This is a genomic window from Rhizobium sp. NXC24 (genome assembly GCF_002944315.1).
In the GTDB taxonomy this organism is placed as follows: Bacteria; Pseudomonadota; Alphaproteobacteria; order Rhizobiales; family Rhizobiaceae; genus Rhizobium.
Window position 1 is genome coordinate 2,323,985 of sequence record NZ_CP024311.1, and the last position, 22,521, is coordinate 2,346,505.

The window sequence follows — 22,521 nt, forward strand, 5'->3', positions numbered from 1 at the left end:
CCATCGCATTATCGGGTAACCTCTGCCTTTATCCCGGCATTGTACTCATATAAAGAAATGTTTATATCTGCATTTCAATCCGATTTATCCGACGCATTCGAGGAGACGCCATGACCGTCACAGCCAATCCCTTGACCGATCTTCTTGCCGAAAAGGGCGTGCTGCTCGCTGATGGCGCGACCGGTACCAATCTTTTCGCCATGGGCCTGGAGGCCGGTGAAGCGCCGGAACTCTGGAACGAGCAGCATCCCGAGCGGATCACCAAACTGCACCAGGATTTCGTCGACGCTGGCGCCGACATCATTCTCACCAACACCTTCGGCGGTACCCGCCACCGGCTGAAGCTGCACCATGCGCAGGACCGCGTTCACAGCTTGAACAAGCAGGCAGCCGAGATCGCCCGCGCCGTCGCCGACAAGGCTAACCGCAAGGTCATCGTCGCCGGCTCCGTCGGCCCGACCGGCGAATTGTTAATGCCGCTTGGTGCGCTGACCTATGAGGACGCCGTTGCCGCCTTCGCCGAGCAGATCGAAGGCCTGAAGGCCGGCGGCGTCGATGTCGCCTGGATCGAGACCATGTCGTCGCCGGAGGAAATCCGCGCCGCCGCCGAAGCCGCCGTCAAGGTCGGCCTGCCCTACACCTATACCGGCTCCTTCGACACCGCCGGCAAGACGATGATGGGCCTGCATCCGAAGGATATTCACGGTGTCGCCAATGATGTTGGCGAAGGCCCGCTCGCCGTCGGCGCCAATTGTGGCGTCGGCGCATCGGATATCCTCTCGAGCCTGCTCGACATGACCGATGCCGATCCTGCTGCGGCCGTGATCGTCAAGGGCAATTGCGGCATTCCGGAATATCGCGGCGCCGAGATCCACTATTCCGGCACGCCGCCGCTGATGGCCGATTACGCCCGCCTCGCCCGCGATGCCGGCGCAAAGATCATCGGCGGCTGCTGCGGCACCTCCTGCGGCCACCTCGCCGCCATGCGCGAGGCGCTCGACAGCTATACGCCCGGTCCGCGCCCGACGCTGGAAACAATCGTCGAGCGGATCGGCCCGTTGCGCAACAAGACCGCCAACGAAGGTGGCGCCGCCCCGACGCGCGAGCGCCGTCGCCGGGGATAAAAACAATCGGGCGGAATGTCCTTTAGATGGTCATTCCGCCCACATCTCGAATGATGGCATCGTCCGAAAACGATGTACATGCTGATCCTCTGAGTTCAGCTCAAAGCCTATTTTTCGCCGCCGAGGATACGGCCCTCGGTGAAATGCGGAACGACGCGGCTCTCGAACGCCTTCAGGGCCGCGCCGATTGCCTGGTGCATGTCGAGATATCGGTAGGTGCCGAGCCGTCCCCCGAAATGGACGTTGGTTTCCGCTTCCGCGCGTGCCCGGTATCGCAGGAAGACATCCTTATCCTGCCGGGTGTCGATCGGATAATAGGGCTCATCCTTTCGCTGCGCCGAGCGCGAATATTCCCTTACGATGATGGTCTTTTCCGTCTGATAGCTTCTTTCGGGATTGAAGTGGCGGAACTCGAGGATGCGCGTATAGGGGATGGTCTCATCGGCATAGTTCATGACCGCCATGCCCTGGAAATCGCCGGTGTTGACGGTCTCCTGTTCGAAATCGATCGTGCGCCAGCCCAATTCCCCTTCCGAATAGTCGAAATACCGATCGATCGGCCCTGTATAGACGATCGGTAGATTCGGCGGCAGCGAGGATTTCAGCGAAAAGAAATCAACACCAAGGGCGATATTGATCTTGGGATGCTTCAGCATCCGCTCGAAGATCGCCGTATATCCGTCGACCGGCAGACCCTCGTATTTGTCGTTGAAATATCTGTTGTCGTAGGTGTAGCGGACCGGCAGCCGCGTGATGATATGCTCCGGCAGATCGCGGGGGTCGGTCTGCCACTGCTTTGCGGTGTAGCCGCGGATGAACGCCTCGTATAAGGGCCGACCGATCAGGGAAATCGCCTTCTCTTCCAGATTCGCCGGGTTGCGCCCTGCCATCTCGGCCGCTTGGTCCGCGATCAGCGTCCGCGCTTCGGCCGGAGAAAGACGCCGGTTGAAGAACTGGGAGATGGTGCCGAGATTGATCGGCATCGAATAAACCTGATCCCGATAGGTCGAATAGACCCGATGCTTGTAATCGGTAAATCCGGTGAACCTATTCAGATAGGTCCAGACCGTTTCGTTCGGCGTATGGAAAAGATGCGCACCGTAACGGTGAACCTCAATCCCGGTCTCGCTGTCGAATTCGCTATAGGCATTACCGCCGATATGACTGCGGCGATCGATCAGAAGAACATTCTTTTGCAGTTGGTTCGCAACCCGCTCGGCAATCGTCGCGCCATAGAAACCTGCGCCGACGATCAGCAGGTCAATGTTGGAAAAATCGATCATGAAACTTTCAGGTCCCCGGGATTGGAAAGGAAATCAGCTTGCTGGCTCGGCTGCGCCCACGACACATGGCCACACAGCTGGGCGCATCAGTTCACGCCTGGAATTCTCGTGTAGGTAAACCCATAGGCATTCCAGAGCGCCGCCTGCTCGGCAATTGCAGACCGGACGTCATAGCTCGCGCCGATCGGCCGGGTATGAACGATACCGACCGCATCGATGATGCCCATGCGCGCCGCGGGCCGGCCAAGGAATGAAGGCCACAAATGATCCAGGCCATAGCCCGAAACCGCATCCTTGATGCTGCCGACGCAAATGCGCAGTGCCCGGCGCGAAAAGAGCGGGCACATGATCTCGACGAAGGGTTCGAAGCGGACGTCGCCCCCTTGGCGCTGAGCGGTTATCGGATGATTGATGTGGCAACCGGGCTCCTGGCGAAGCGATGGCTGAGCCAGATCGAGCCCGTATTTGCGCGACAAATGGAACATCTTGTTCAAATCCGATCCGCTGCATAGCAGATCGTCATCGGGCAACCAGATGCGATCGTAATCCCAAAGCGGGCTGCCTTCGTAAAACAGATCGAAGATCGGTTTGAATTTCCGTTGGTTCGGCGCATGGGTCAGGTATTCCGGCGAAACCGATGCGTCGGGGGTTTCGTCGCCGTACCAGCTTACGCAGAGATCCCAGGTGCGCGTATTGTCGTCGAGCCCGTCGAACCAGCGCGGATGCAGGGATGAACCGTTGGCGCGGACGACAACGAGATTTGCCCGGCGCGCAGCCGCCGGCGGCTGCTTGAGGAACATCGCCCGACGCGCGATATGAGGCGATGTCGGCGATACCGGATGCGGCGGATGATCGACGAGGTTCAGAATGTAGATCGCTTCGACGCCGCCAAGGACGGCGTGGCCGGCAAGCGCCACGACCACCGAATTCACGACACGAGCCGCGGTGAATACGATCGTCGGCATCCCCTGGCTGTCGAGGATGCAAAGTTTACCATTGGCCACGTACCAGTGATCCAGCGATCCGTGAAAGGCGTTGCCGACAATTCCCTCGGGGGCAAGCACGACGAACGGCAACAACTGCCGCCCGTTCAGATCGCTCAATTGCCAGAATGTGCCTGAAAGCATCTCTGCCTGCAAAGGCGGAGCATCAGCCCATTGTTCTGCAATTGCCACACGCTCCGCATGCGAAAGAGTTTGCAGATTACTCGCGGCAAATGATGTCATGGATTGCCCCTATTCCTCGGCCTGTCTGATTTTCGTCCGGCTGCCCTGGCGGGACGACACTCAATTGACGCGATGTACCTCGTACGCCTCGCCGTTCAGATTGTTGATCTGCATGACCCGGCCATCCGGAGCAGGCCGCAGCAGATCGATCATCTTCGAATTGGTCCAGTTCATAGCAGCGGATCCGTCCGCCATGGGGAACCAGGTCGCGACAGCCTGCCCGCCGACGCGGACGGTGAAATCGTTCAGGAACGTCACCTGCTGACCCGTATTGGTCGCCCAGGTGCCCACTATGCGACCGAGATTCGGAAACTGGTCCGGGGCCTGCTTCAGGTTGGTGATCACGCAAACCAGACGATCGGGACGGGATGGCCGCGTCACCACGGCGGCAAGCTCGTAGGCCGGGTCGATGCTTTTAAACAGGCCAAGCCATTGTCCGGGATGGAGAACCGCGCAATGGCTGTGTCCGTCATCGTAGCAGGCGATAACGTGATAGTTGATTCGCGCACTGCCGTGCATCTTGCGCAGGAGCTGCGGCAGCACACGCGGCTCGAAATGTTCAAGAACGTCGGCCGAGCAGCAGACATCACCCTGCGGGAGATTGTCGACGAGGACATTCGTCGTCCGGAACATGACGTTGGCCGGAAGTTCTCCCATCTGCGCTGATCGAGCCCAATCGAGCCCGATGACAGTCTCTACGCGGCGCGCGATCTCGTGCAGGAACCGGCCATTGCCGCAACCAACCTCTACGACCACTCTCGGAGATGCCATGTTGATGATATCGCAGTGATCGACCAGCCAGTTGTTTTCCTGATAGCCTTTGGCGGTGTCATGCAGGCGCTGATAGTCGTTTGCCGTGGTGTTCCGGTGGGCGACGGCGGGATCCAACCCCGATGCGTAGCCGCTGCGCAGCAATTCGGCATCGATGGCAGCCTCGGCGAGCGGATTCCCACGCATTTTCACGGCAAGCTCCGCATAGCGTATGAATGCTTCGCGCGAGGTGTTGCCGACGACCATTTCGCCGATACTTGCCGCAAGGGCAGCCTGATGCAGGGTGATAGCCGCCTGGGTTGCCGCTTCCAGCATGACATCGGCATCCGCCGCATGTCCGGCCGGGCGGACAGCTTCATTCTTTTCGGCGGCTAGACGGTCGGCAAGCTCGACGGCCTGGCGGGCGATTCTCTGCACATTGGCGAGTTCCGCCTGAGACTTGGTGAACATGCGCCTGAAGTCTTCGACCTGGCCGTATGCCCGGAAGAGCTCCTTGCGATCGTCGTGCGGCATGATTCCGGCCGGGCGGGAAATCTTCGAAAGCGCGTGGTCCACGCGCTGCTCGATGGTGGAGATATCGTAGATCGAGAAGCAGCAGTGATCGAGATAATATGCGAGAAACCTCGCCGCGCGACCATCATCGGCGGGCAAGACGGCTGAGAATGCCTTGTGAAGCTCATCGAGAGACGAGACCGCGGTCGTTGCCAGCTCATATTCGCTCGCCGCGAAAGAAAAGACCGGCTTTCCGTAAAGGAGCGCTTCCATGCCGACGCCCGAATTGGCGACGATAACGGAATTGCAGCCTTCGAGATGGCGGTGAATCGAGGCGTTGGAGACAATAACGTTCCTGAACTTCCGACGCAGATCGTCCAGCGTTTGCCCGATGACAATGCTCTCGCAAAGAGGGTGACGCTTCACGACCAGCAAGGTGTCGGTCTGATCCGCCAGCTCCGCCGCGCGATAAAGGACCTCAAGCGTATTCAGCCGGCAGAATTCCGCGACCGGGTCATCCACCTTCTGCAACGGAAAATAGACATAGGGACGAGAGACGTCGAAACTTTCCGAGGACTGATTGTATTTGGACAAATTGCGTTTGCGCAGCTCGTCGCGCAACGCTCCGATACGCTGACGCGCGGCATGGGTGTCCATGCGGTCGATTGCGGGGGCATGATTCTGCGGAAAGCGAGCAAGCGAACTCCAGCCCGAGAAACCGTTGGCATCGAAGGAATACCATCCGGCAATAGGCGTCTCCTTGATGCGCCATACATTCGGCTCGTCGCCCACCGAATGGTACGAAAGCACGATGCCGCCCTCGGGTGCATTGCGTGGCATGTGATGGACGCCACCCATGACAAGCGACATGTTCACCGAAACCGGGCGCTGCGCAAGAACGGAACACAGGCGCACGAACATCCAGCGATGGCGGTCTCCGTCCTGGGCGATTGGAAACCATGTCACTGGAACTTCGAGATCGACGGCGATGCGCCCCTGACCTGCGGCAGCCGATCCTTCCGGCGCTCCCAGAGGCATCAGTTGTTCGCCGGACACAGCGAGATTCCAGCCCGAGTTGATTTGCATAAGAAGTCCTTCCTTGACCCCACCCACTGCGCACAGGATTCCAGCCATGGCTTGCGTCAGGCTGTCTGAGAGATGTCGTGGTTGGATCGATGCCCCGTGCGGCACGGCTTAAGGGGGTCAAGGGCGGACAAGGACAGCCCCACGAAAGCAATCTCTCCTATCCAACGGCGAAGCTTGCGCTCCGAATCGCGCCGATGCCCCTGGAGAAGTCGATGTCCTCTATTGAATCCCCCGTCCTTTCGATCTGCGTTCCGACCTACAATCGGCAGTTCATGCTTGAGCGCAATGTAAGCTTCCACCTGGAGGCCTTTCGCCGGCTCGGCATTTCCTTCGAGATCGTGATCGTCGACGACTGCTCCACCGACAATACCGCTGCGTATGTGCAATCCATCTCGCATCATCCGGAAATCAATGCCTACCGGCGCGCAAGCAATGCCGGTTTTCTCAGCAACTATGCCTTCGCCATGCAGCGCGCCCGCGGCCAATACGCGGTTTTCCTTGGGGACGATGACCTGCTCATTCCGGAAAAAGTCGTCGAATATATCCGCTTGATGACGGACGACCAGCGGATCGGCATGGTGCAGGCGCCGTGGATGCTCGTCGATGGACGGCCGAGCGGCGGTGACATGCAACCCTTCTATCACCTGCCCTACCCGACGCGTCACGCGAAGGGCGATTTCCATTCGATGCTGGAATTCATTCTGGAGCGGCACGTCTTCCCAGAGTTCATGATCATCAGGCGCGATGTTCTGGCCAAGGCCATCTCCAGCCCGACGCCCTTCATCTTCTGGGCATTTCTCTATACGACCCGCGCGCTCGACAAGGCCGACATCCTCTTTATGCCGGAACCCTTCGCGCGCGTGACGGCAGTTTCCGATGACCCGCGCCTGCAGCAGGGTAACAAGGAATGCATGTTCCAGTGGGATAGCTACAGGGGCGGCCTGGAATATCTTGCCTCGCAAGCTCTTCGCGACGGCCGGCTTCCCGCCGAGTACCGGACGTCTCTAATGCAGCGCATCACGCAATTCATGCTGCAGCGTCAGGCGGTTGCGATGCGCCTGCATGTCAACGCGCAAAATTGGGTCGAGGCTTACATCATGTATCATCGCATGGCGGCCTATCATCCCGCGCCGCTGCCGCCGGAATCCTACGATCAGATCCGCAAGCTCGCCGGCATCGCGACCGCCGCAACGGAAGCAATCGCATTCAATGGCGAACCAGTGATTGTCGAGCCGATCGTCGACGACACGACGATCAATCTTCTGCCGCCATCGATCCGGGAACGCTTAAGCCGGGAAGCTCCGCAACTCGATAGGTCCGACAAGCCAAGGGCTTTCCTTCGCTTCACCCAGAACTTTCCGGCCAATCCCGGTCCCAAGGATGGGTTGTTCGATATTCTCACCTATATCGAACAGTTCGTTTGAGGCTTCCTCAGTCCGGCAGCAACGCCGTGACCGCGATAATCGGGCCGAGCGGGAATAATTCGTCCCGTCTCTGCCATTCCGGTATATCGAGGCTGGAGATGCTGCCGTCGAGGAAGAGAGCATTGGCGCAGCCGAGATCGTCACGGAACAAGGTCGCGAAATCGTGGAAGCGGACGGCGCCGTCGGACACGGCGAAGATCACCTTACCGTCCGCCGAAACGCCGACGCCGTTGCGTGTCTTGAAACTGGTGCTGTCTGCCAGGAACGACGGATGCAGCTTGCCGTCGATCACGAGCATCGGGCCGGATTGCGTTGCGTAGAACGGCTTGATGCCGGAAGCCACGAAGGCCTTGCTCTCCATGATGCCGGCATGGCCCGGCTGAATGTAGAACACGCCGTTCGGCAGCAGATGAAAATTGCCCCATCCCTTGTTGACGTTGATCGCTCTCTGCTGCCTACCTTCTTCGATATAGAGGCCCACCGGCGACTGATCGTCCCGGTACATGCCGCCATTCATGGCAAATCGAACATAGATGCGGTCCTGACGCAGATCGTCTTCCAGCGCCCGGAACGAACCATAGGGCTTGCCGCTACGGTCGTTCTGATAGAGCCGGATGCCGTCGATGGCAGGATCGAAGGTGCAGACCGTGTAGCTGTCGCCGAGATGCAGGACCTTGCGGCAGGCCTCATCGGCAAAAGCCGTGGTGGCGCAGGCGAGCAGGGCAAGGGCTATCAGCAATCGGATCAAGCGCACAACTCCGCTGCGAATTTCTCAAACATTAGAGCGCAATGGAAATGCGGCAAAAGAAGGAAATTGCTCGTCTTTTTAGGGCTTAAGTGCCGCCATGTGAAAGGCGCGCTGCGCCTGCGAATAGCGGTAGGCCGAGCCCACCGGACAGGCATTGCGCGCGAGACAACCACCAGCCATGCAGCCGGTTTTCCCTGTGTCCGTGCGCAGATGCGACCGACAGGCCGCAACATCGAAGCCGGTGGACGCAACGGCGTCGACGGGACAGGCGGTCAGGCACGGCTTTTCGGCACAATGGTCGCAGGGATGCGCAACGGCCATCCTTGCCTCTTCAATCACAGCGGCAAACCCGAGCGCACCGCGATAGCCGTGCCATAGGCCATAGTCCGGATGGATCAGGATGCCGAGCGGCGATGCCTTCAAACCTTCCGCCTGCATTGCCCATCGCTGAAAGGGCTGCCACGGCGGATCGGAGGGGAAATAGGCTGTCGCCTCGAATGCTGCGGCGATAGGCCGTATGACTGCCTTCGACCACTCGTCCAGCGGATCGTTGCGGTCGGCACTTTCGGACGATTGCCGCCACCGGGAAAACGGCTCCCAGATCGAGCCGCCGATATTGCCGAGCAGGATCACGCTCCTCGCCGGCATCCCATCGGCTAGTAGCGGCCCCTCACCTTCGCCGAAGGTAACCGTCCCGCGAACAAAAACTCCGTGCGGAGCAAGCGCCGCACGGAGTTCATCAACCATGACGGAGCCGCCGCTCATCGCGGCCCCTTATATTGATAGTGCGGCCGCCAGACCTCTTTCTGAATCAGATCGGCGACGCGTACCGCGCCGCCTTGCTCCCTGGCGGCCTCGGGCTCTCTTCAGGTGAAAGCGTCCGGCATCGAATCCTTACGCTTCTGGATGTAGGCCAGCAGCGCCTCATCGATCGCAGGATCCAGCGGCGGTGCTTCGTAGTGGTCGAGCCAGGAGCGGCAAAGCGCATTGGCACGTTCCTCGACGCGCTTCTGGCCCTCAATTTCCCACTGCTCGAAGGAGTTATTGTCAGCCAGTGCCGAACGGTAGAAGGCCGTCTGGAAATTGGCCTGCGTATGGCCGCAGCCGAGATAGTGGCTGCCGGGACCGACTTCGCGGATCGCATCCAGCGCCTGGCCATTTTCCGAAAGATCGACGCCCTCGGCCATTTTCTGCATCATGCCGAGCTGGTCCTGGTCGATCATGAACTTCTCGTAGGACGAGACGAGGCCGCCTTCGAGCCAGCCGGCGGCATGCAGCACGAAATTCGTGCCGGCAAGCAGCGTCATGTTCAGCGTGTTGGCCGATTCATGCGCCGCCTGCGCATCCGGCACCTTGGAGGCGCAGAGCGAACCGCCGGTACGGAACGGCAGGCCGAGACGGCGGGCAAGCTGGGCCGAACCGTAGGAAACCAGCGATGGTTCCGGCGTGCCGAAGGTCGGCGCGCCCGACTGCATGGAGATGGACGCAGCGAAGGTGCCGTAGAGCACCGGCGATCCCTTGCGGATCAACTGCGTGAAGGAAGCGCCGGCCAGAACTTCGGCCAGGATCTGCGTCAGCGTACCGGCAACCGTCACCGGGCTCATCGCTCCGGAGAGGATGAAGGGCGAAACGACAGAAGCCTGGTTGTGGCGCGCATAGACCTTCAATGCGCCGAGCATGGTCTCGTCGAACACCATCGGTGAGTTCGCGTTGATCAGGTTCAGCGTGACGCAATTGTTTTCGACGAAATCATCGCCGAAGACGATCTTCGCCATGGCGACTGTGTCTTCGGCGCGTTCCGGCGCAGTGACCGAGCCCATGAACGGCTTGTCGGAATATTTGATATGGCTGTAGACCATATCGAGATGGCGCTTGTTGACGGGAATGTCGACCGGCTCGCAGACCGTGCCGCCCGACGAATGGATCGACGGCGCCATATAGGCGAGCTTCACGAAATTGCGAAAATCCTCGATCGTCGCGTAACGGCGATTGCCTTCGAGATCGCGGACGAACGGCGGGCCATAGACCGGCGCGAAGATCGTCCCCTTGCCGCCGACATGGGCGTTGCGGGCGCTGTTGCGCGCATTCCAGGTGAATTCCTTCGGCGCGGTCTTCAAGAGTTCGCGGCAAAGCCCCTTCGGGAAATGGACCCGCTGCCCCTTGACGTCGGCGCCGGCTTCCTTCCAGAGCGCCAGCGCTTCCGCATCGTCGCGAAACTCGATGCCGATTTCCTCGAGCACCTTATCGGCATTGCGCTCGATAAGCTGCAGGCCCTCTTCGTCCAATACTTCGTAGACGCCGATCTTGCGGGTAATATATGGAAGCGACGGACCTGGCCCGCCGCCGCTGCGCGATGCGCGCCGCGCGGCCGCACCCCTGCCCTCGCCGCGCGAACGCCGTCCGCCACCATCGCCGCCTGCGGCCGGTTGCTCAATCATATCGTCCATGATGCTTCCTCACTCTTGCGCATGAATGCGTCTGTACATTGCCCCATGCTACCCGATTCCGTCGCACGGACATTCCTTTATGCGCCAGCGACTAGCATAGGACAGACATGGGTGGGGCGAAATTGCTTCATGTCCATCCGTCGCGATTTATCTGCACTACGTCGCTTTCGAAAAGGGTTTTGTTAGGCTTCGGGTCTATCGGTAATGATAGCAGTGTTTTATACAAACCCCTGATGCATCGCACGAAAACGGGATGGAGCGCATGTCTGACGATGAAATCATTCTCGCGGAACTTTCGGACGAGGAACTCGTGCAGCAGATGCACGATGACCTCTATGACGGACTGAAGGAGGAAATCGAGGAAGCGACCAATATCCTCCTCGAACGTGGCTGGACGCCTTACGATATCCTGACCCAGGCGCTTGTCGAAGGCATGCGCATCGTCGGCATCGACTTTCGCGATGGCATTCTCTTCGTTCCCGAAGTGCTGCTTTCCGCCAATGCGATGAAGGCCGGCATGTCGATCCTGCGGCCGCTGCTGGCCGAGACCGGTGCGCCGAAGCTCGGCAAGATGGTGATCGGCACCGTCAAGGGCGACATTCACGATATCGGCAAGAACCTCGTCGGCATGATGATGGAAGGCGCTGGTTTCGATGTCATCGACCTCGGCATCAACAATCCGGTCGAAAACTATCTCGACGCCATCGAGCGTGAACAGCCTGATATTCTTGGCATGTCGGCGCTGCTGACGACGACGATGCCCTACATGAAGGTTGTCATCGACACGCTCAAGGAAAAGGGCATGCGGGACGATTACGTGGTCCTCGTCGGCGGTGCGCCGTTGAACGAAGAGTTCGGCAAGGCGGTCGGTGCCGATGCCTACTGCCGTGACGCGGCCGTCGCGGTCGAAACCGCCAAGGACTTTATGAAGCGCAAGCACAACAGCCACGCTGCCAGCGCCTAATCACGACGAATGTCAAGGCGGCGGCATCCACAGGGTTGCCGCCGGCCGATCGGCACACCAAATCAGTTATTGAGCCGCCTTTTTGACCTTATGGCCGGCATCCTGGGTCGCGTTGACGGCGTTGGCGCTATCTCTGCCCATGCCGCGAATTGTGTTGGCGCATGAAGCGAGTGCCATGAGGATCGCGCAGGCGGCGGCGATTTTGGTCAGTGTCGGTGTAGTCATGATCGGAAGCCCTTTCGGAAATGGATATTGATCGACAAAAGGCGGAGACAACGACTCCGCGAGATAAACGCACAATCGCGCAAAAGGTTCATGTGATCGCGTGCGGTGCAATCGCGCGCGAAATATTGGCGATCGCCAGAATTAATAGCCTCGATCATATCGACCTGCACTGTCTTCCCGCCATCTATCACTCCTATCCACAGAAGATCGCGCCCGCGCTTAAAGACGCGATTGCCAATGCCCGCTCGCGCGGCTTCGAGAAGATTTTTATTGGCTATGCCGATTGCGGCACGGGTGGCGATATCGACAGGATCTGCGAGCGCGAAGGTATCGAGCGCCTCTCCGGCCCGCACTGCTATTCCTTCTTCAGCGGCAACGACGCTTTTGCCGCCCGCGACGACGACATCACCTCGTTTTTCCTCACCGATTTTTTGGCCCGCCAGTTCGAAGCCTTCGTCATCGTGCCCCTCGGCCTCGACCGGCACCCGGAGCTGAAGGAAATGTATTTCGGCAATTACCGGAAGGTCGTCTATCTCTCGCAGGAAGAGGATCCGGCGCTTCAGGAAAAGGCGAAGGCGGCGGCAGCCTATCTCGGCCTCGACTACGAATACCGCTTCACAGGCTATGGCGATCTCGCCCGCGAATTGCTGGCGGTCTGATTACGACATTGTTTTCAGCCTGCCCACTTGCGGCCGCCCCTGGACGCGGCCATGCTGAAAGCCCCGAATTCCACCGAAAAACAAGACGATGTCACTTATAGGTGACTAGAGGTTGCGGTTGAGGAGGCGGTTTCGATACCGCGTCGTTTTTTGGCATGGGCCGCGTCGCCGCAAGCGCAGTCCCCAGACCGGCGGACGTGCATTCTTGTACAAAGAGGAGAATTTTGCATGGCAGATCGCATTGTCGTCTACTGGCGGGACATTCCTGCCCAGGTCATCATCAAGAAAGGACGGCAAACGGCGAAGCGTGAATTGTCACTGCGCTTCACTGAAGCGATCGACATGTGCGCCATGCGCACCGGCGCCGCCGAGACCGACGATTATCTGGCCGAATGGCGCAAGGCCGATCCCGTGCCGGTTTCCGACGATCTGGAGGCAGAGGCAGACAGCGCCGCAAGCGAACTCGAAGCCGCCTATGATCGCGAGCGCCTGGTGGCATTGGTGAAGGCCGGAGGCCGTGACAATGGCTGATGCTGTCCAGAAACCCGGCAATGCCGCAGCGGGTGCGAAGGCAGCCAGCGGCGCCTATACGCCATCAGGTGTTTCGCCGAACCGCCGCGCCCGTCGCAAATACACCGTCCGTCTCTGGGCCGTGCGTCATTCGCGCTTCCTCGAGTGGTTTTATCATCGCTTCGCCGACGCCTTCCTCCTGCTGCATCCGCTCTGGAAGGCGATCGGCTATGGGCGCGTCGAACGGCCGATCACCGTGATCGAGCGCAATGTGAAAGGTTTTCTCTTCGATTGCCGCATGTGCGGCCAATGCGCATTGTCGTCGACCGGCATGTCCTGTCCGATGAACTGTCCGAAGCAGTTGCGCAACGGACCTTGTGGCGGCGTGCGCGCCAATGGCAATTGCGAAGTCGAGCCCGACATGCCCTGCGTCTGGGTGCAGGCCTGGAACGGCTCGCGCAACATGGTCAATGGGGACGCGATCTTGAATGTGCAGAAGCCGGTGAACCAGTCGCTGCGCGAAACATCCTCGTGGCTGCGCGTGACGGCGGAAGCTGCGGCAGCGCGCGAAGCGACGAAGAAGGAAGCCTGATCGATGGCGCATATTGATGAAAATCCGCTTGGCGCGCATCTGCCGCTCGATCCCCTGCCCGGCCATTCCTCGCTTGGGCGACTGGAGCGCGTGTTGCGTCGCGGCGAGTTCGCCGTCACGGCAGAGCTGAACCCGCCCGACAGCGCCAACCCCGAAGACGTCTACGAACGCGCCTCGATCTTCGATGGCTGGGTGGACGGGATCAACGCGGTCGATGCCTCCGGCGCCAATTGCCACATGTCCTCGGTCGGCATCTGCGCGCTGCTGACGCGCATGGGCTATGCGCCGATCATGCAGATCGCCTGCCGCGACAAGAACCGCATCGCCATTCAAGGCGACGTGCTGGGCGCTGCCGCCATGGGCGTCTGCAACATCATGTGCCTGACCGGCGACGGCGTTCAGGCCGGCGACCAGCCGGGCGCCAAACCGGTTTTCGATCTCGACTGCATGTCGCTGCTCGAAACCGTGCGCATCATGCGCGACAACGCCAAGTTCCTCTCAGGCCGTAAGCTGACGTCTCCGCCGAAAGTCTTTCTCGGCGCAGCTATCAATCCCTTTGCGCCGCCCTACGACTTTCGGCCCTATCGCCTGGCGAAGAAAATCGAGGCCGGCGCGCAGTTTGTTCAAAGCCAGTATTGCTACGACGTGCCGATGTTCCGCGACTATATGAAAAAGGTCAGGGATCTCGGTCTGGATGAGAAATGCTTCATCCTCGTCGGTGTCGGACCACTGGCTTCCGCCAAAACCGCGCGCTGGATGCGCTCGAACGTGCCGGGCGTGCATATTCCGGACGCCGTGATCAAGCGCCTCGAAGGTGCTCAGGATCAGAAGAAGGAAGGCAAGCAGCTCTGCATCGACATCATCAACGAGGTGAAGGAGATCGTGGGCGTTTCCGGCATCCATGTCATGGCTTATCGCCAGGAAGAATATGTCGCCGAGATGGTACATGAATCGGGCGTCCTGAAAGGTCGCCAGCCCTGGAAGCACGAGGCAAGCCGCACCGATGACCTCGTCGCCGAGCGGCTGGAGCATATCCGCGGCGGCATGGAGGAGAACCAGCAGCAAATGGCCGAAGCCGCCGCCCATCATCCGCCGCACCAGACGCATTGAACGAGAATATTCGCAACAGGCCCGCGGAGGAGCCGGCCTGGCTTGTAACCGAAATCATCGCACGATAGACCACCCCTATCGGGCCAACTGACCAAAGGATCAGACATGACGCGCACCATCGTTGCTTCAGCCACTCGCGAAATCATCATCGGTTTCGACCAACCCTTTTGCGTGATTGGCGAACGCATCAACCCGACGGGGCGCAAAAAGCTGGCCGCCGAGATGATCGAAGGCAATTTCGATACGGTCATCAAGGACGCGCTGGAACAGGTGGCCGCCGGCGCAACCATGCTGGACGTCAACGCTGGCGTCACCTCGGTCAACCCAAACGAGACCGAGCCGGGCCTGCTGGTGCAGACGCTGGAAATCGTCCAGGGCCTCGTCGACGTGCCGCTGTCGATCGACAGCTCGGTGACGGCCGCTATCGAGGCGGCGCTGAAGGTCGCCAAGGGCCGGCCGCTGGTCAACTCCGTCACCGGCGAGGAAGAGAAGCTCGAGGCCATCCTGCCGCTGGTGAAAAAGTACGACGTGCCCGTCGTCGCCATTTCCAATGACGAGACCGGCATTTCCATGGACCCCGATGTTCGCTTCGCCGTCGCCAAGAAGATCGTCGAACGCGCCATGGATCACGGCATCAAGCCGCATGACATCGTCGTCGATCCGCTCGTCATGCCGATCGGTGCGCTGGGCGACGCCGGCCGTCAGGTCTTCGCGCTGCTACACCGCCTGCGCAACGAGCTGAAGGTCAACACCACCTGCGGCCTCTCCAACATTTCCTTCGGCCTGCCGCACCGCCATGGCATCAACGCCGGCTTCATCCCGATGGTGATCGGTGCTGGCATGACCTCGGCGATCATGAACCCGTGCCGCCCGCAGGAAATGGAAGCCGTGCGCGCCGCCAACGTGCTGAACGGCACCGACGCGAATTGCACCAACTGGATCATGACCTATCGCGACTATAAGCCGGCAGAGGGTGGCGCGGCAGCAGCAGCCACGGCGGCGCCGGCAGCGGGCGGCGGTCGGCGTGGTGGACGCGCGGCCCGCGCTGGGGCAAGCGCAGCGAGGGAATAACGATGTATCCGAGCAGCCGGCTTTCCAACGATCTTGCGACGTTGTGGCTCCAGGCGCCCATCGTAATTGCAATGCGCACGCAGCAAATATGGATGGCAGCGATGACCGGCGGTACTTTGAACACCGCGGAATTCAACCGGATGATCTCGGAAAAGATGATGGCGGCGGCGGAAAGCGCCGTCGCCGCCAACATAGCCATCACCCAACAGAGCGTCATGGCGATAACAGCAATGGCAAAGGGCGGCAGCGCCTCATCGCGTCGCGCTGCCGATGCGGTGGCCCAAGCCGCCGTCAAGCCTTACAGCGCGCGCGTTCGCTCGAACGTGCGCCGCCTCACCAGACAGAAAGACTGATCCGTGGCCCAAGCCAGCGACAGCACGAATCCCCTCGTCCTCTTCATGCCCTCCGGCAAGCGTGGCCGTTTTGCGGTCGGCACACCGGTGCTGGAGGCAGCACGGCAGCTTGGTGTCTATGTTGAGAGCGTCTGCGGCGGCCGCGCGACATGCGGACGCTGCCAGGTGTCCGTGCAGGAAGGCAATTTCGCCAAACATAAGATCGTCTCCGCCAACGACCATCTTTCGCCGATCGGCCCCAAGGAAAGGCGCTACGCCGAAGTCCGCGACTTGCCGGATGGGCGCCGCCTCTCCTGTTCGGCCCTGATCCAGGGCGATCTGGTCATAGACGTACCGCAGGATACGGTGATCAACGCGCAGGTGGTCCGCAAGGCCGCCGACGAACGCGTCATCGCCCGCGATACGGCCGTGCATATGTGCTACGTCGAGGTCGAAGAACCGGACATGCACAAACCATCCGGCGATCTCGACCGGCTGAAAGCCGCATTGGCCGCCGACTGGAAATACGACAATCTCGAAGTCGATTTCCATATCATCCCGCAGCTGCAATCGATTCTGCGCAAGGGCGAGTGGAAGGTTACGGCCGCGATCCACCGGGATCAGGAGGGCGACCATCCGCGCCTGATCGCGCTTTATCCAGGCCTGAAGAATGAAGCCTACGGGATTGCCTGCGACATCGGCTCGACGACGATCGCCATGCATCTCTCTTCGCTGTTGTCGGGCCGAACGGTGGCATCCGCGGGCGCGTCCAACCCGCAGATCCGCTTTGGCGAAGATCTTATGAGCCGCGTTTCGTATGTGATGATGAATCCGGACGGGCGCGGCGCCATGACCAACGCCGTGCGCGAAGCGCTGAACGGACTGATCGACAAAGTCTGCGCCGATGGCGGCGTATCGCGCCAGGACATTCTGGACGCCGTCTTCGTCGGCAATCCGATCATGCACCATCTTTTCCTCGGCATCGATCCGACTGAGCTCGGCGGCGCGCCCTTCGCCCTCGCCGTCTCCGGCGCCGTGCATCTGACCGCGACTGACGTCGGCCTGCCGATGAATGCCGGCACACGCATCTATATGTTGCCCTGCATCGCCGGCCATGTTGGCGCCGATGCTGCCGCGGCAACGCTGGCCGAAGGGCCGCACCGGCAGGACGAAATGATGCTGCTGGTCGATATCGGCACGAACGCTGAAATCGTGCTCGGCAATAGCAATCGTGTCGTCGCAGCCTCCTCACCGACCGGCCCAGCCTTCGAAGGCGCCGAGATTTCCAGCGGCCAACGCGCCGCTCCCGGCGCCATCGAGCGCGTTCGGATCGATCCCATCACGCTGGAGCCGCGCTACCGTGTCATCGGCATCGAACCATGGTCGGACGAACCCGGTTTTGCGGAGGCCGCGGCCACAGTCGGGGTCACCGGCATTTGCGGCTCGGCCATCATCGAGGTGGTCGCCGAGATGTTCCTGACCGGCATCATCTCCGAAGATGGCGTCGTCGACGGCAGCATGATGGCACGCTCGCCGCGCATCCTGCAGAACGGCCGCACCTTCTCCTATCTCGTGCGCGACGGCGAACCCCGCATCACAGTGACGCAGAACGATATCCGCGCCATTCAGCTCGCCAAGGCCGCCCTTTATGCCGGCGTCAAGCTGCTGATGGACAAGCAGGGCGTCGACCATGTCGACCGCATCGGCCTTGCCGGCGCCTTCGGCACCTTCATCGACCCGAAATACGCCATGGTGCTCGGCCTGATCCCGGACTGCGTCCTCGACAAGGTGAAGGCAGTCGGCAACGCCGCCGGCACGGGCGCGCGCATGGCGCTCCTCAACCGCGGCCACCGCCGCGAAATCGAGGAAACCGTCAGCAAGATCGAGAAGATAGAGACGGCGCTTGAATCAAAGTTTCAGGAGCATTTCGTTCACGCCATGGCCCTGCCGAACAAGGTCGACGCCTTCCCGGAACTGTCGAAGGTCGTGACATTGCCGGAACGCAAGCAACTTGCTGATGATGCGAGCGGCGAAGGCGGCGGCCGCAGACGCCGCCGCAGCCGCGAGTAATACGCGACCGGCAGTGGTTATGCGGCCATTTTCCGCCCGATCTCTATGAACGCCTGCCGGATGCTGTCGGCCACCGCCTTCATCGGCCCTGTCATCTGCGATGCCGTCAGCAGGCGAATGTCGAAGGATGTGAGTTCCGGCAGCCCCTCATTCTGCCCAAGGATTTCCATGTCCTCCGTGACGTAGGAGCGCGGGAACGGCGCCACCGCCAAGTCCGAAACCACGGCGGCGCGCTGCGCCATCGTATGTGCGCTGAGGTAGGAAACACGATATGGCCGCTTGTGCCGCTCTAGTTGCGCCAAGGCTTCCGATCGCCAGATGCAGCCGTCTTCCCAAATCGAGATCGGCAATGGATCGCGGCGGTAAGCCGTACCGCATTTTGCGCCGGCCCAGACCAAGCGCTCGGTATATATAACCTCACCATCGGTCGGGAAAGGCCGCGTCGCGCAGTTGATCAGGGCCAAATCCAGCCGCTGCTCCTCGATGCGCTTCTTCAACTGAAGACTCATGTCGACGGTAACATCGACCATGATGCCCGGATAACTCTCCGAAAAACTCCTCAAAATGCTCGGCAGCAGGCGCTCACCGATATCGTCGGGCGCGCCAAGCCGCACGACGCCGCTAAGCTCCGGCATGATGAAGCGCGACACGGCCTCGTTGGATAGAGCCAGGATGTTGCGGGCATAGGAAAGCAGCATTTCGCCATGCTGCGTCAGGCTGACGGAACGCGCGTCGCGCAGGAACAGCGTCACGCCGAGTTGCTCTTCCAGCTTCTTGATCTGCATCGAGACGGCGGACGGCGTGCGATAGACCGCATCGGCGGCGGTCGAAAAATTGCCGGTTTCGGCAATGGCGACGAAGGTGCGCAGAACTTCATTGTCGAGCAACGGTATGGGCCGGCGAAACGGTACGGTCATAACGGCATCCTTCAATTTTTCTGATTTTAAGCACCATATCATTTCATTTGTCTGAATGTCAACGAAGCACCATATTAGGTCTAACGGAATTGATAGAGGCAGCCGAAAGGAGCAAGACCATGGCTGGCACAGCACTTCGCGAGGCTTCTCGCTTGTTCAACCTCATGCGCGCCCGCGAAATTCAACGCACCGCGCAGCACACGCTCGATGACATCGCAACGCGTTTCCCGGCGCATCTGATTGACGATGTCAACGCCCGCGGCCTACCGCCGGATCGCATAGTTTCGGCCATCGAACGGAAGCCCGCCAACGTGCGATCGTTCAAGAATGCTAATGGCAGCTATAAAATCTATTCGCTTGATTGATAGGTGAAGCAACCCCATATTGGCTCGCAAAGGTCGCGACCTTTCGGGCATCTGAGAACCGAAGGAACCTTGAAATGACCACGATAACCTATAGACACACCGGCAGGACGCATAGCTCGCTTCCGCCGAGCGCCACTTTTGTACCGTTCATCACGCGGATCTTCGATCGCTGGCAGCAATGGCGTTCCGAGCGCGAGCTCGAGTCCCTTTCGGACGACGTACGCAAGGACATTGGCTGGCCGGCCATCAATGAGGCCAAAAATTCCAAGGTCCAGCGATGATCGCAATATGCTTTGAATTCTGAAGGCGACGCTCAACCACGCCGGGTGTCGCCTTTCGAACATTTATGCATCTAAACGCGTATTTGGTTTTATTTTGATTATTGTCGAAATATATATTTGGTTGCTTCAGGAAATTGCATACCCGCCTCGCCCGCTTTATTTAAAGCGTCAATTTTAGTGAGCTTGCACAAATATCTCTTTGCGGCCGCTATTTTCCATGCCAATGTCGCTATTGGACCATCGAGCCGACGCATTTGACGCAAGGAATACGGCATGGTCGTGGAGCATGGATTTTCCTGATATGAGCAAGACTCCGATTAAGACGCGTTCCCTGGTTTTCTTCCTCGTTCCCCATTTTACCATGCTGCCGTTTTCCGCTGCGGTCGAGACGCTGCGGATTGCAAACCGCATGCTCGGTTACCCCGCCTATACGTGGCGACTGGCCTCGACAGATGGCCAGAAGGTTTATTCCTCCAGCGGCATCGGCCTCGAGGTCAATTCGTCGCTTGCCGACGAGCGCCGCAATCTCGGCGGTGAAAACCGGCCCAACATGGTGCTCGTCTGTTCGGGCATTTATGTCGAGGAGTTCCACAATAAGTCGGTCAATGCCTGGCTGCGTGAGACGTATAATCGCGGCGTTGCCGTCGGCAGCCTCTGTACGGGCGCGCATGTACTGGCCCAGGCCGGCCTCCTGAACGGCAAGCGCTGCGCCATTCACTGGGAAAATCTCCCCGGCTTTGCCGAAAGCTTCCCCCAGGCGGAAGTCTATGCCGACCTCTATGAGGTCGACAGCAATCTCTATACCTGCGCCGGCGGTACCGCTTCGCTCGACATGATGCTCAACCTGATCGGCCAGGATTTCGGCGAAAACCTTGTCAACCGCGTCTGTGAGCAGCAGCTTACCGACCGTGTCCGCAGCCCGCACGACCGCCAGCGTCTGCCGCTGCGCGCGCGCCTCGGTGTTCAGAATGCCAAGGTGCTGTCGATCATCGAGCTGATGGAAAGCAATCTCGCCGAGCCCCTGTCTCTGCTGGAGATCGCCGACGATGCCGGCCTTTCGCGCCGTCAGATCGAACGCCTCTTCCGCCAGGAAATGGGCCGCTCGCCCGCGCGCTACTATCTGGAAATCCGGCTCGACCGTGCACGTCACCTGCTGGTGCAGTCCTCTATGCCGGTCGTGGAAGTGGCGGTCGCCTGCGGTTTCGTTTCCGCCTCGCACTTCTCCAAGTGTTATCGCGAACTCTACAACCGCTCGCCACAGCAGGAGCGCGCCGAGCGCAAGCTCACCATGTCGAGCAACCGCACCGGCGTCGTCGTCTGAGCTTGGCCGACGGAGGCGGCTATTCCGCCGCTTCCTCTGTCATCTTGGCGTCGGAATAGACCTGATTGCGGCCCTTGTGCTTGGCCATATAGAGAAACTGGTCCGCGGCGTTGAGATAGTTCTCGAACGCCTCATGGCCCGCAATCTCGGCCACTCCGATCGACACGGTCACCGACAATTCCTCGTCGTCCGCATTCACCTTCAAATTGGAGAGATTGACGCGCACCTCGTCGCAAAGAGCCGTTGCAGCGCGTGAATCCATCTCGGTGAACAGGATAGCGAATTCCTCGCCGCCGAGACGCGATAGCAGGTTCTCGCTGCCTTCGAACAGGGAATGAAGCCGGCCCGCGACGGCCTTCAACACCTGGTCGCCGATCTCATGGCCATAGGTGTCGTTCAGATGCTTGAAATGATCGATGTCGAGGATCGCGACCGAGGTCGGCCGATGATGGCGCAGGCACTCGTTGACGATCCGCGGGCCGTGATCGTAGAAATAGCGTCTGTTATAGAGCCCAGTCAGATAGTCGCTTGCTGCGGCGGCGCGCAATTGCTTGAGCTGCATCAGCGTTTCGACATTGTGGGCGATGCGGCATTGCAGCTCCTCGGCCACAAACGGACGATAGATGAAATCGCTGGCGCCGGCCTTCAGGAACATCGCCGACAACAGACGGTCGTTCGAAGAGGAGATGCCGACGACCCGCATCCGATCCGAACCGTAGCGGTGGCGAATACGCCGGGTCAGCTCGTAACCGTCCATATCTGGCATGTGATGGTCGGTCACCACCACTTCGATGTCGCCATAGTCGTCAAGCATTGCCAAGGCTTCGACGCCAGTGCCGGCTTCGGCCACCTTGAACTGCTGCGCCTCCAGAAGCTCCACCAGCACGCGCCGCGCCGATGGGACATCATCTACCACCAGCACCCGCGTGCCGCGATTGGAGATGGCGCGCCGTACGGTGGAAACGAGATTGTCGAGCGCGAATTCATTGTTCTTCAGAACATAATCGACAATGCTGCGCTCCATGATGCGGTTGCGCATGTCCATGTCGAAGGACGCGGTGAAAACCACGGTCGGAATATGATGAGCGATAGCGACATCCAGAGCCTCGCCATGGGGTGCATCCGGCAGATTGAGGTCGACCACAGCCATGGTGAAGCCGTGCCCCTCCGCCAGCGCTTCATTCAGCGCCTTCAGCGAGCCGCAATGGGTAACGCTGAGGCCGAGTTCGGTTTGGAACCGGTGGGACAGGACAGAAGAAAACATGCGCGAATCTTCAACCAGAAGTATCTTCTGGCTGCCGCGGCGATGACCACGGCCATCGCTGAGGAAATCCACGCGGAACACCATTTGCCTTCACGTCCTCCCAGACTACCCGGCAGTCGCTGGTCGCATCTGCCTATCCCGAGCGAGATGAACGCCCGCCCCTCAACTCCATCGTGAACAGGATTCGTGAAGAAATTGGAACCAGAGATTGCAGAAATCTTGTACAGAAGATGAATTAT

General features: G+C 60.0%; 22 protein-coding genes. 13 read left to right on the forward strand and 9 right to left on the reverse strand.

Features of this window, described 5'->3' with window-relative positions:
* Positions 1-110: 110 nt before the first annotated feature.
* Positions 111-1,124: a betaine--homocysteine S-methyltransferase gene (gene bmt / locus NXC24_RS11435; RefSeq protein ID WP_104823389.1), complete on the forward strand. Its 1,014-nt coding sequence runs from the start codon at positions 111-113 to the stop codon at positions 1,122-1,124.
* A 107-nt stretch (positions 1,125-1,231) separates the two neighbouring features.
* Here the strand turns inward: bmt and glf are convergent, their stop codons facing one another.
* From glf to NXC24_RS11450, 3 genes are all read right to left on the reverse strand, one after another.
* Positions 1,232-2,407 (reverse strand): UDP-galactopyranose mutase, encoded by a 1,176-nt coding sequence (glf, locus tag NXC24_RS11440; protein WP_104823390.1) that lies wholly within the window; start codon positions 2,405-2,407, stop codon positions 1,232-1,234.
* An 86-nt stretch (positions 2,408-2,493) separates the two neighbouring features.
* Complete coding sequence (locus tag NXC24_RS11445) at positions 2,494-3,633, reverse strand: DUF707 domain-containing protein (protein WP_104823391.1); 1,140 nt, start codon at positions 3,631-3,633, stop codon at positions 2,494-2,496.
* Positions 3,634-3,693: 60 nt separating this feature from the next.
* The gene (locus NXC24_RS11450; protein WP_158704460.1) at positions 3,694-5,982 is read right to left on the reverse strand and encodes a hypothetical protein; all 2,289 of its coding nucleotides are present in this window, start codon (positions 5,980-5,982) and stop codon (positions 3,694-3,696) included.
* A gap of 212 nt (positions 5,983-6,194) precedes the next feature.
* Between NXC24_RS11450 and NXC24_RS11455 the strand changes: the two genes are divergently transcribed.
* Complete coding sequence (locus tag NXC24_RS11455) at positions 6,195-7,406, forward strand: glycosyltransferase family 2 protein (protein WP_158704461.1); 1,212 nt, start codon at positions 6,195-6,197, stop codon at positions 7,404-7,406.
* A 7-nt stretch (positions 7,407-7,413) separates the two neighbouring features.
* Here the strand turns inward: NXC24_RS11455 and NXC24_RS11460 are convergent, their stop codons facing one another.
* The 3 genes from NXC24_RS11460 to NXC24_RS11470 form a co-directional block, all read right to left on the reverse strand.
* The gene (locus NXC24_RS11460) at positions 7,414-8,151 is read right to left on the reverse strand and encodes a phosphodiester glycosidase family protein (protein ID WP_245463982.1); all 738 of its coding nucleotides are present in this window, start codon (positions 8,149-8,151) and stop codon (positions 7,414-7,416) included.
* An 81-nt stretch (positions 8,152-8,232) separates the two neighbouring features.
* The gene (locus NXC24_RS11465; RefSeq protein ID WP_104823395.1) at positions 8,233-8,919 is read right to left on the reverse strand and encodes a ferredoxin; all 687 of its coding nucleotides are present in this window, start codon (positions 8,917-8,919) and stop codon (positions 8,233-8,235) included.
* Between the two features lie 101 nt (positions 8,920-9,020).
* Positions 9,021-10,601, reverse strand: a complete 1,581-nt coding sequence (locus NXC24_RS11470) for a trimethylamine methyltransferase family protein (protein ID WP_104823396.1) — start codon at positions 10,599-10,601, stop codon at positions 9,021-9,023.
* Positions 10,602-10,863: 262 nt separating this feature from the next.
* Between NXC24_RS11470 and NXC24_RS11475 the strand changes: the two genes are divergently transcribed.
* Entirely contained in the window at positions 10,864-11,565 is a 702-nt protein-coding gene (locus tag NXC24_RS11475; protein ID WP_104825124.1) for a B12-binding domain-containing protein, read from the forward strand.
* 66 nt (positions 11,566-11,631) lie between these two features.
* Here NXC24_RS11475 and NXC24_RS11480 read toward each other — a convergent pair whose 3' ends face one another.
* On the reverse strand, positions 11,632-11,790 hold the full coding sequence (locus tag NXC24_RS11480) for an entericidin (protein ID WP_104823397.1): 159 nt from the start codon (positions 11,788-11,790) through the stop codon (positions 11,632-11,634).
* A 20-nt stretch (positions 11,791-11,810) separates the two neighbouring features.
* Here NXC24_RS11480 and NXC24_RS11485 point away from each other — a divergent pair, with 20 nt between their 5' ends.
* The 7 genes from NXC24_RS11485 (at position 11,811) to NXC24_RS11515 (ending at position 18,134) form a co-directional block, all read left to right on the forward strand.
* Positions 11,811-12,449 carry a DUF1638 domain-containing protein gene (locus tag NXC24_RS11485; RefSeq protein ID WP_104823398.1) on the forward strand — a complete coding sequence of 213 codons (639 nt, stop codon included), beginning with the start codon at positions 11,811-11,813 and terminating at the stop codon, positions 12,447-12,449.
* 228 nt (positions 12,450-12,677) lie between these two features.
* The gene (locus NXC24_RS11490; RefSeq protein ID WP_104823399.1) at positions 12,678-12,980 is read left to right on the forward strand and encodes a virulence factor; all 303 of its coding nucleotides are present in this window, start codon (positions 12,678-12,680) and stop codon (positions 12,978-12,980) included.
* The gene (locus NXC24_RS11495; RefSeq protein WP_104823400.1) at positions 12,973-13,551 is read left to right on the forward strand and encodes a methylenetetrahydrofolate reductase C-terminal domain-containing protein; all 579 of its coding nucleotides are present in this window, start codon (positions 12,973-12,975) and stop codon (positions 13,549-13,551) included. Before NXC24_RS11490 ends, NXC24_RS11495 begins: the two co-directional genes overlap by 8 nt.
* Before the next feature lie 3 nt (positions 13,552-13,554).
* Entirely contained in the window at positions 13,555-14,661 is a 1,107-nt protein-coding gene (locus NXC24_RS11500) for a methylenetetrahydrofolate reductase (RefSeq protein WP_104823401.1), read from the forward strand.
* A 105-nt stretch (positions 14,662-14,766) separates the two neighbouring features.
* Positions 14,767-15,732, forward strand: coding sequence for a methyltetrahydrofolate cobalamin methyltransferase (locus tag NXC24_RS11505; RefSeq protein ID WP_104823402.1), 966 nt, complete (start codon positions 14,767-14,769; stop codon positions 15,730-15,732).
* A gap of 92 nt (positions 15,733-15,824) precedes the next feature.
* Positions 15,825-16,085 carry a hypothetical protein gene (locus NXC24_RS11510; RefSeq protein WP_245463841.1) on the forward strand — a complete coding sequence of 87 codons (261 nt, stop codon included), beginning with the start codon at positions 15,825-15,827 and terminating at the stop codon, positions 16,083-16,085.
* A gap of 45 nt (positions 16,086-16,130) precedes the next feature.
* Entirely contained in the window at positions 16,131-18,134 is a 2,004-nt protein-coding gene (locus tag NXC24_RS11515) for an ASKHA domain-containing protein (protein WP_104825125.1), read from the forward strand.
* A gap of 17 nt (positions 18,135-18,151) precedes the next feature.
* Here the strand turns inward: NXC24_RS11515 and NXC24_RS11520 are convergent, their stop codons facing one another.
* Entirely contained in the window at positions 18,152-19,093 is a 942-nt protein-coding gene (locus NXC24_RS11520) for a LysR family transcriptional regulator (protein ID WP_199773475.1), read from the reverse strand.
* Positions 19,094-19,170: 77 nt separating this feature from the next.
* On the opposite strand from NXC24_RS11520, the gene NXC24_RS11525 reads away from it, so the two are divergent.
* The 3 genes from NXC24_RS11525 (at position 19,171) to NXC24_RS11535 (ending at position 21,018) form a co-directional block, all read left to right on the forward strand.
* A complete protein-coding gene (locus NXC24_RS11525) occupies positions 19,171-19,416 on the forward strand; it encodes a hypothetical protein (RefSeq protein WP_104823405.1) in 246 nt (81 codons plus the stop codon).
* Positions 19,417-19,490: 74 nt separating this feature from the next.
* Complete coding sequence (locus NXC24_RS11530) at positions 19,491-19,697, forward strand: hypothetical protein (RefSeq protein WP_104823406.1); 207 nt, start codon at positions 19,491-19,493, stop codon at positions 19,695-19,697.
* 301 nt (positions 19,698-19,998) lie between these two features.
* Positions 19,999-21,018, forward strand: a complete 1,020-nt coding sequence (locus NXC24_RS11535; RefSeq protein ID WP_348632693.1) for a GlxA family transcriptional regulator — start codon at positions 19,999-20,001, stop codon at positions 21,016-21,018.
* A 19-nt stretch (positions 21,019-21,037) separates the two neighbouring features.
* Here the strand turns inward: NXC24_RS11535 and NXC24_RS11540 are convergent, their stop codons facing one another.
* Entirely contained in the window at positions 21,038-22,366 is a 1,329-nt protein-coding gene (locus NXC24_RS11540) for a diguanylate cyclase (RefSeq protein WP_104823408.1), read from the reverse strand.
* Between the last annotated feature and the right edge of the window lie 155 nt (positions 22,367-22,521).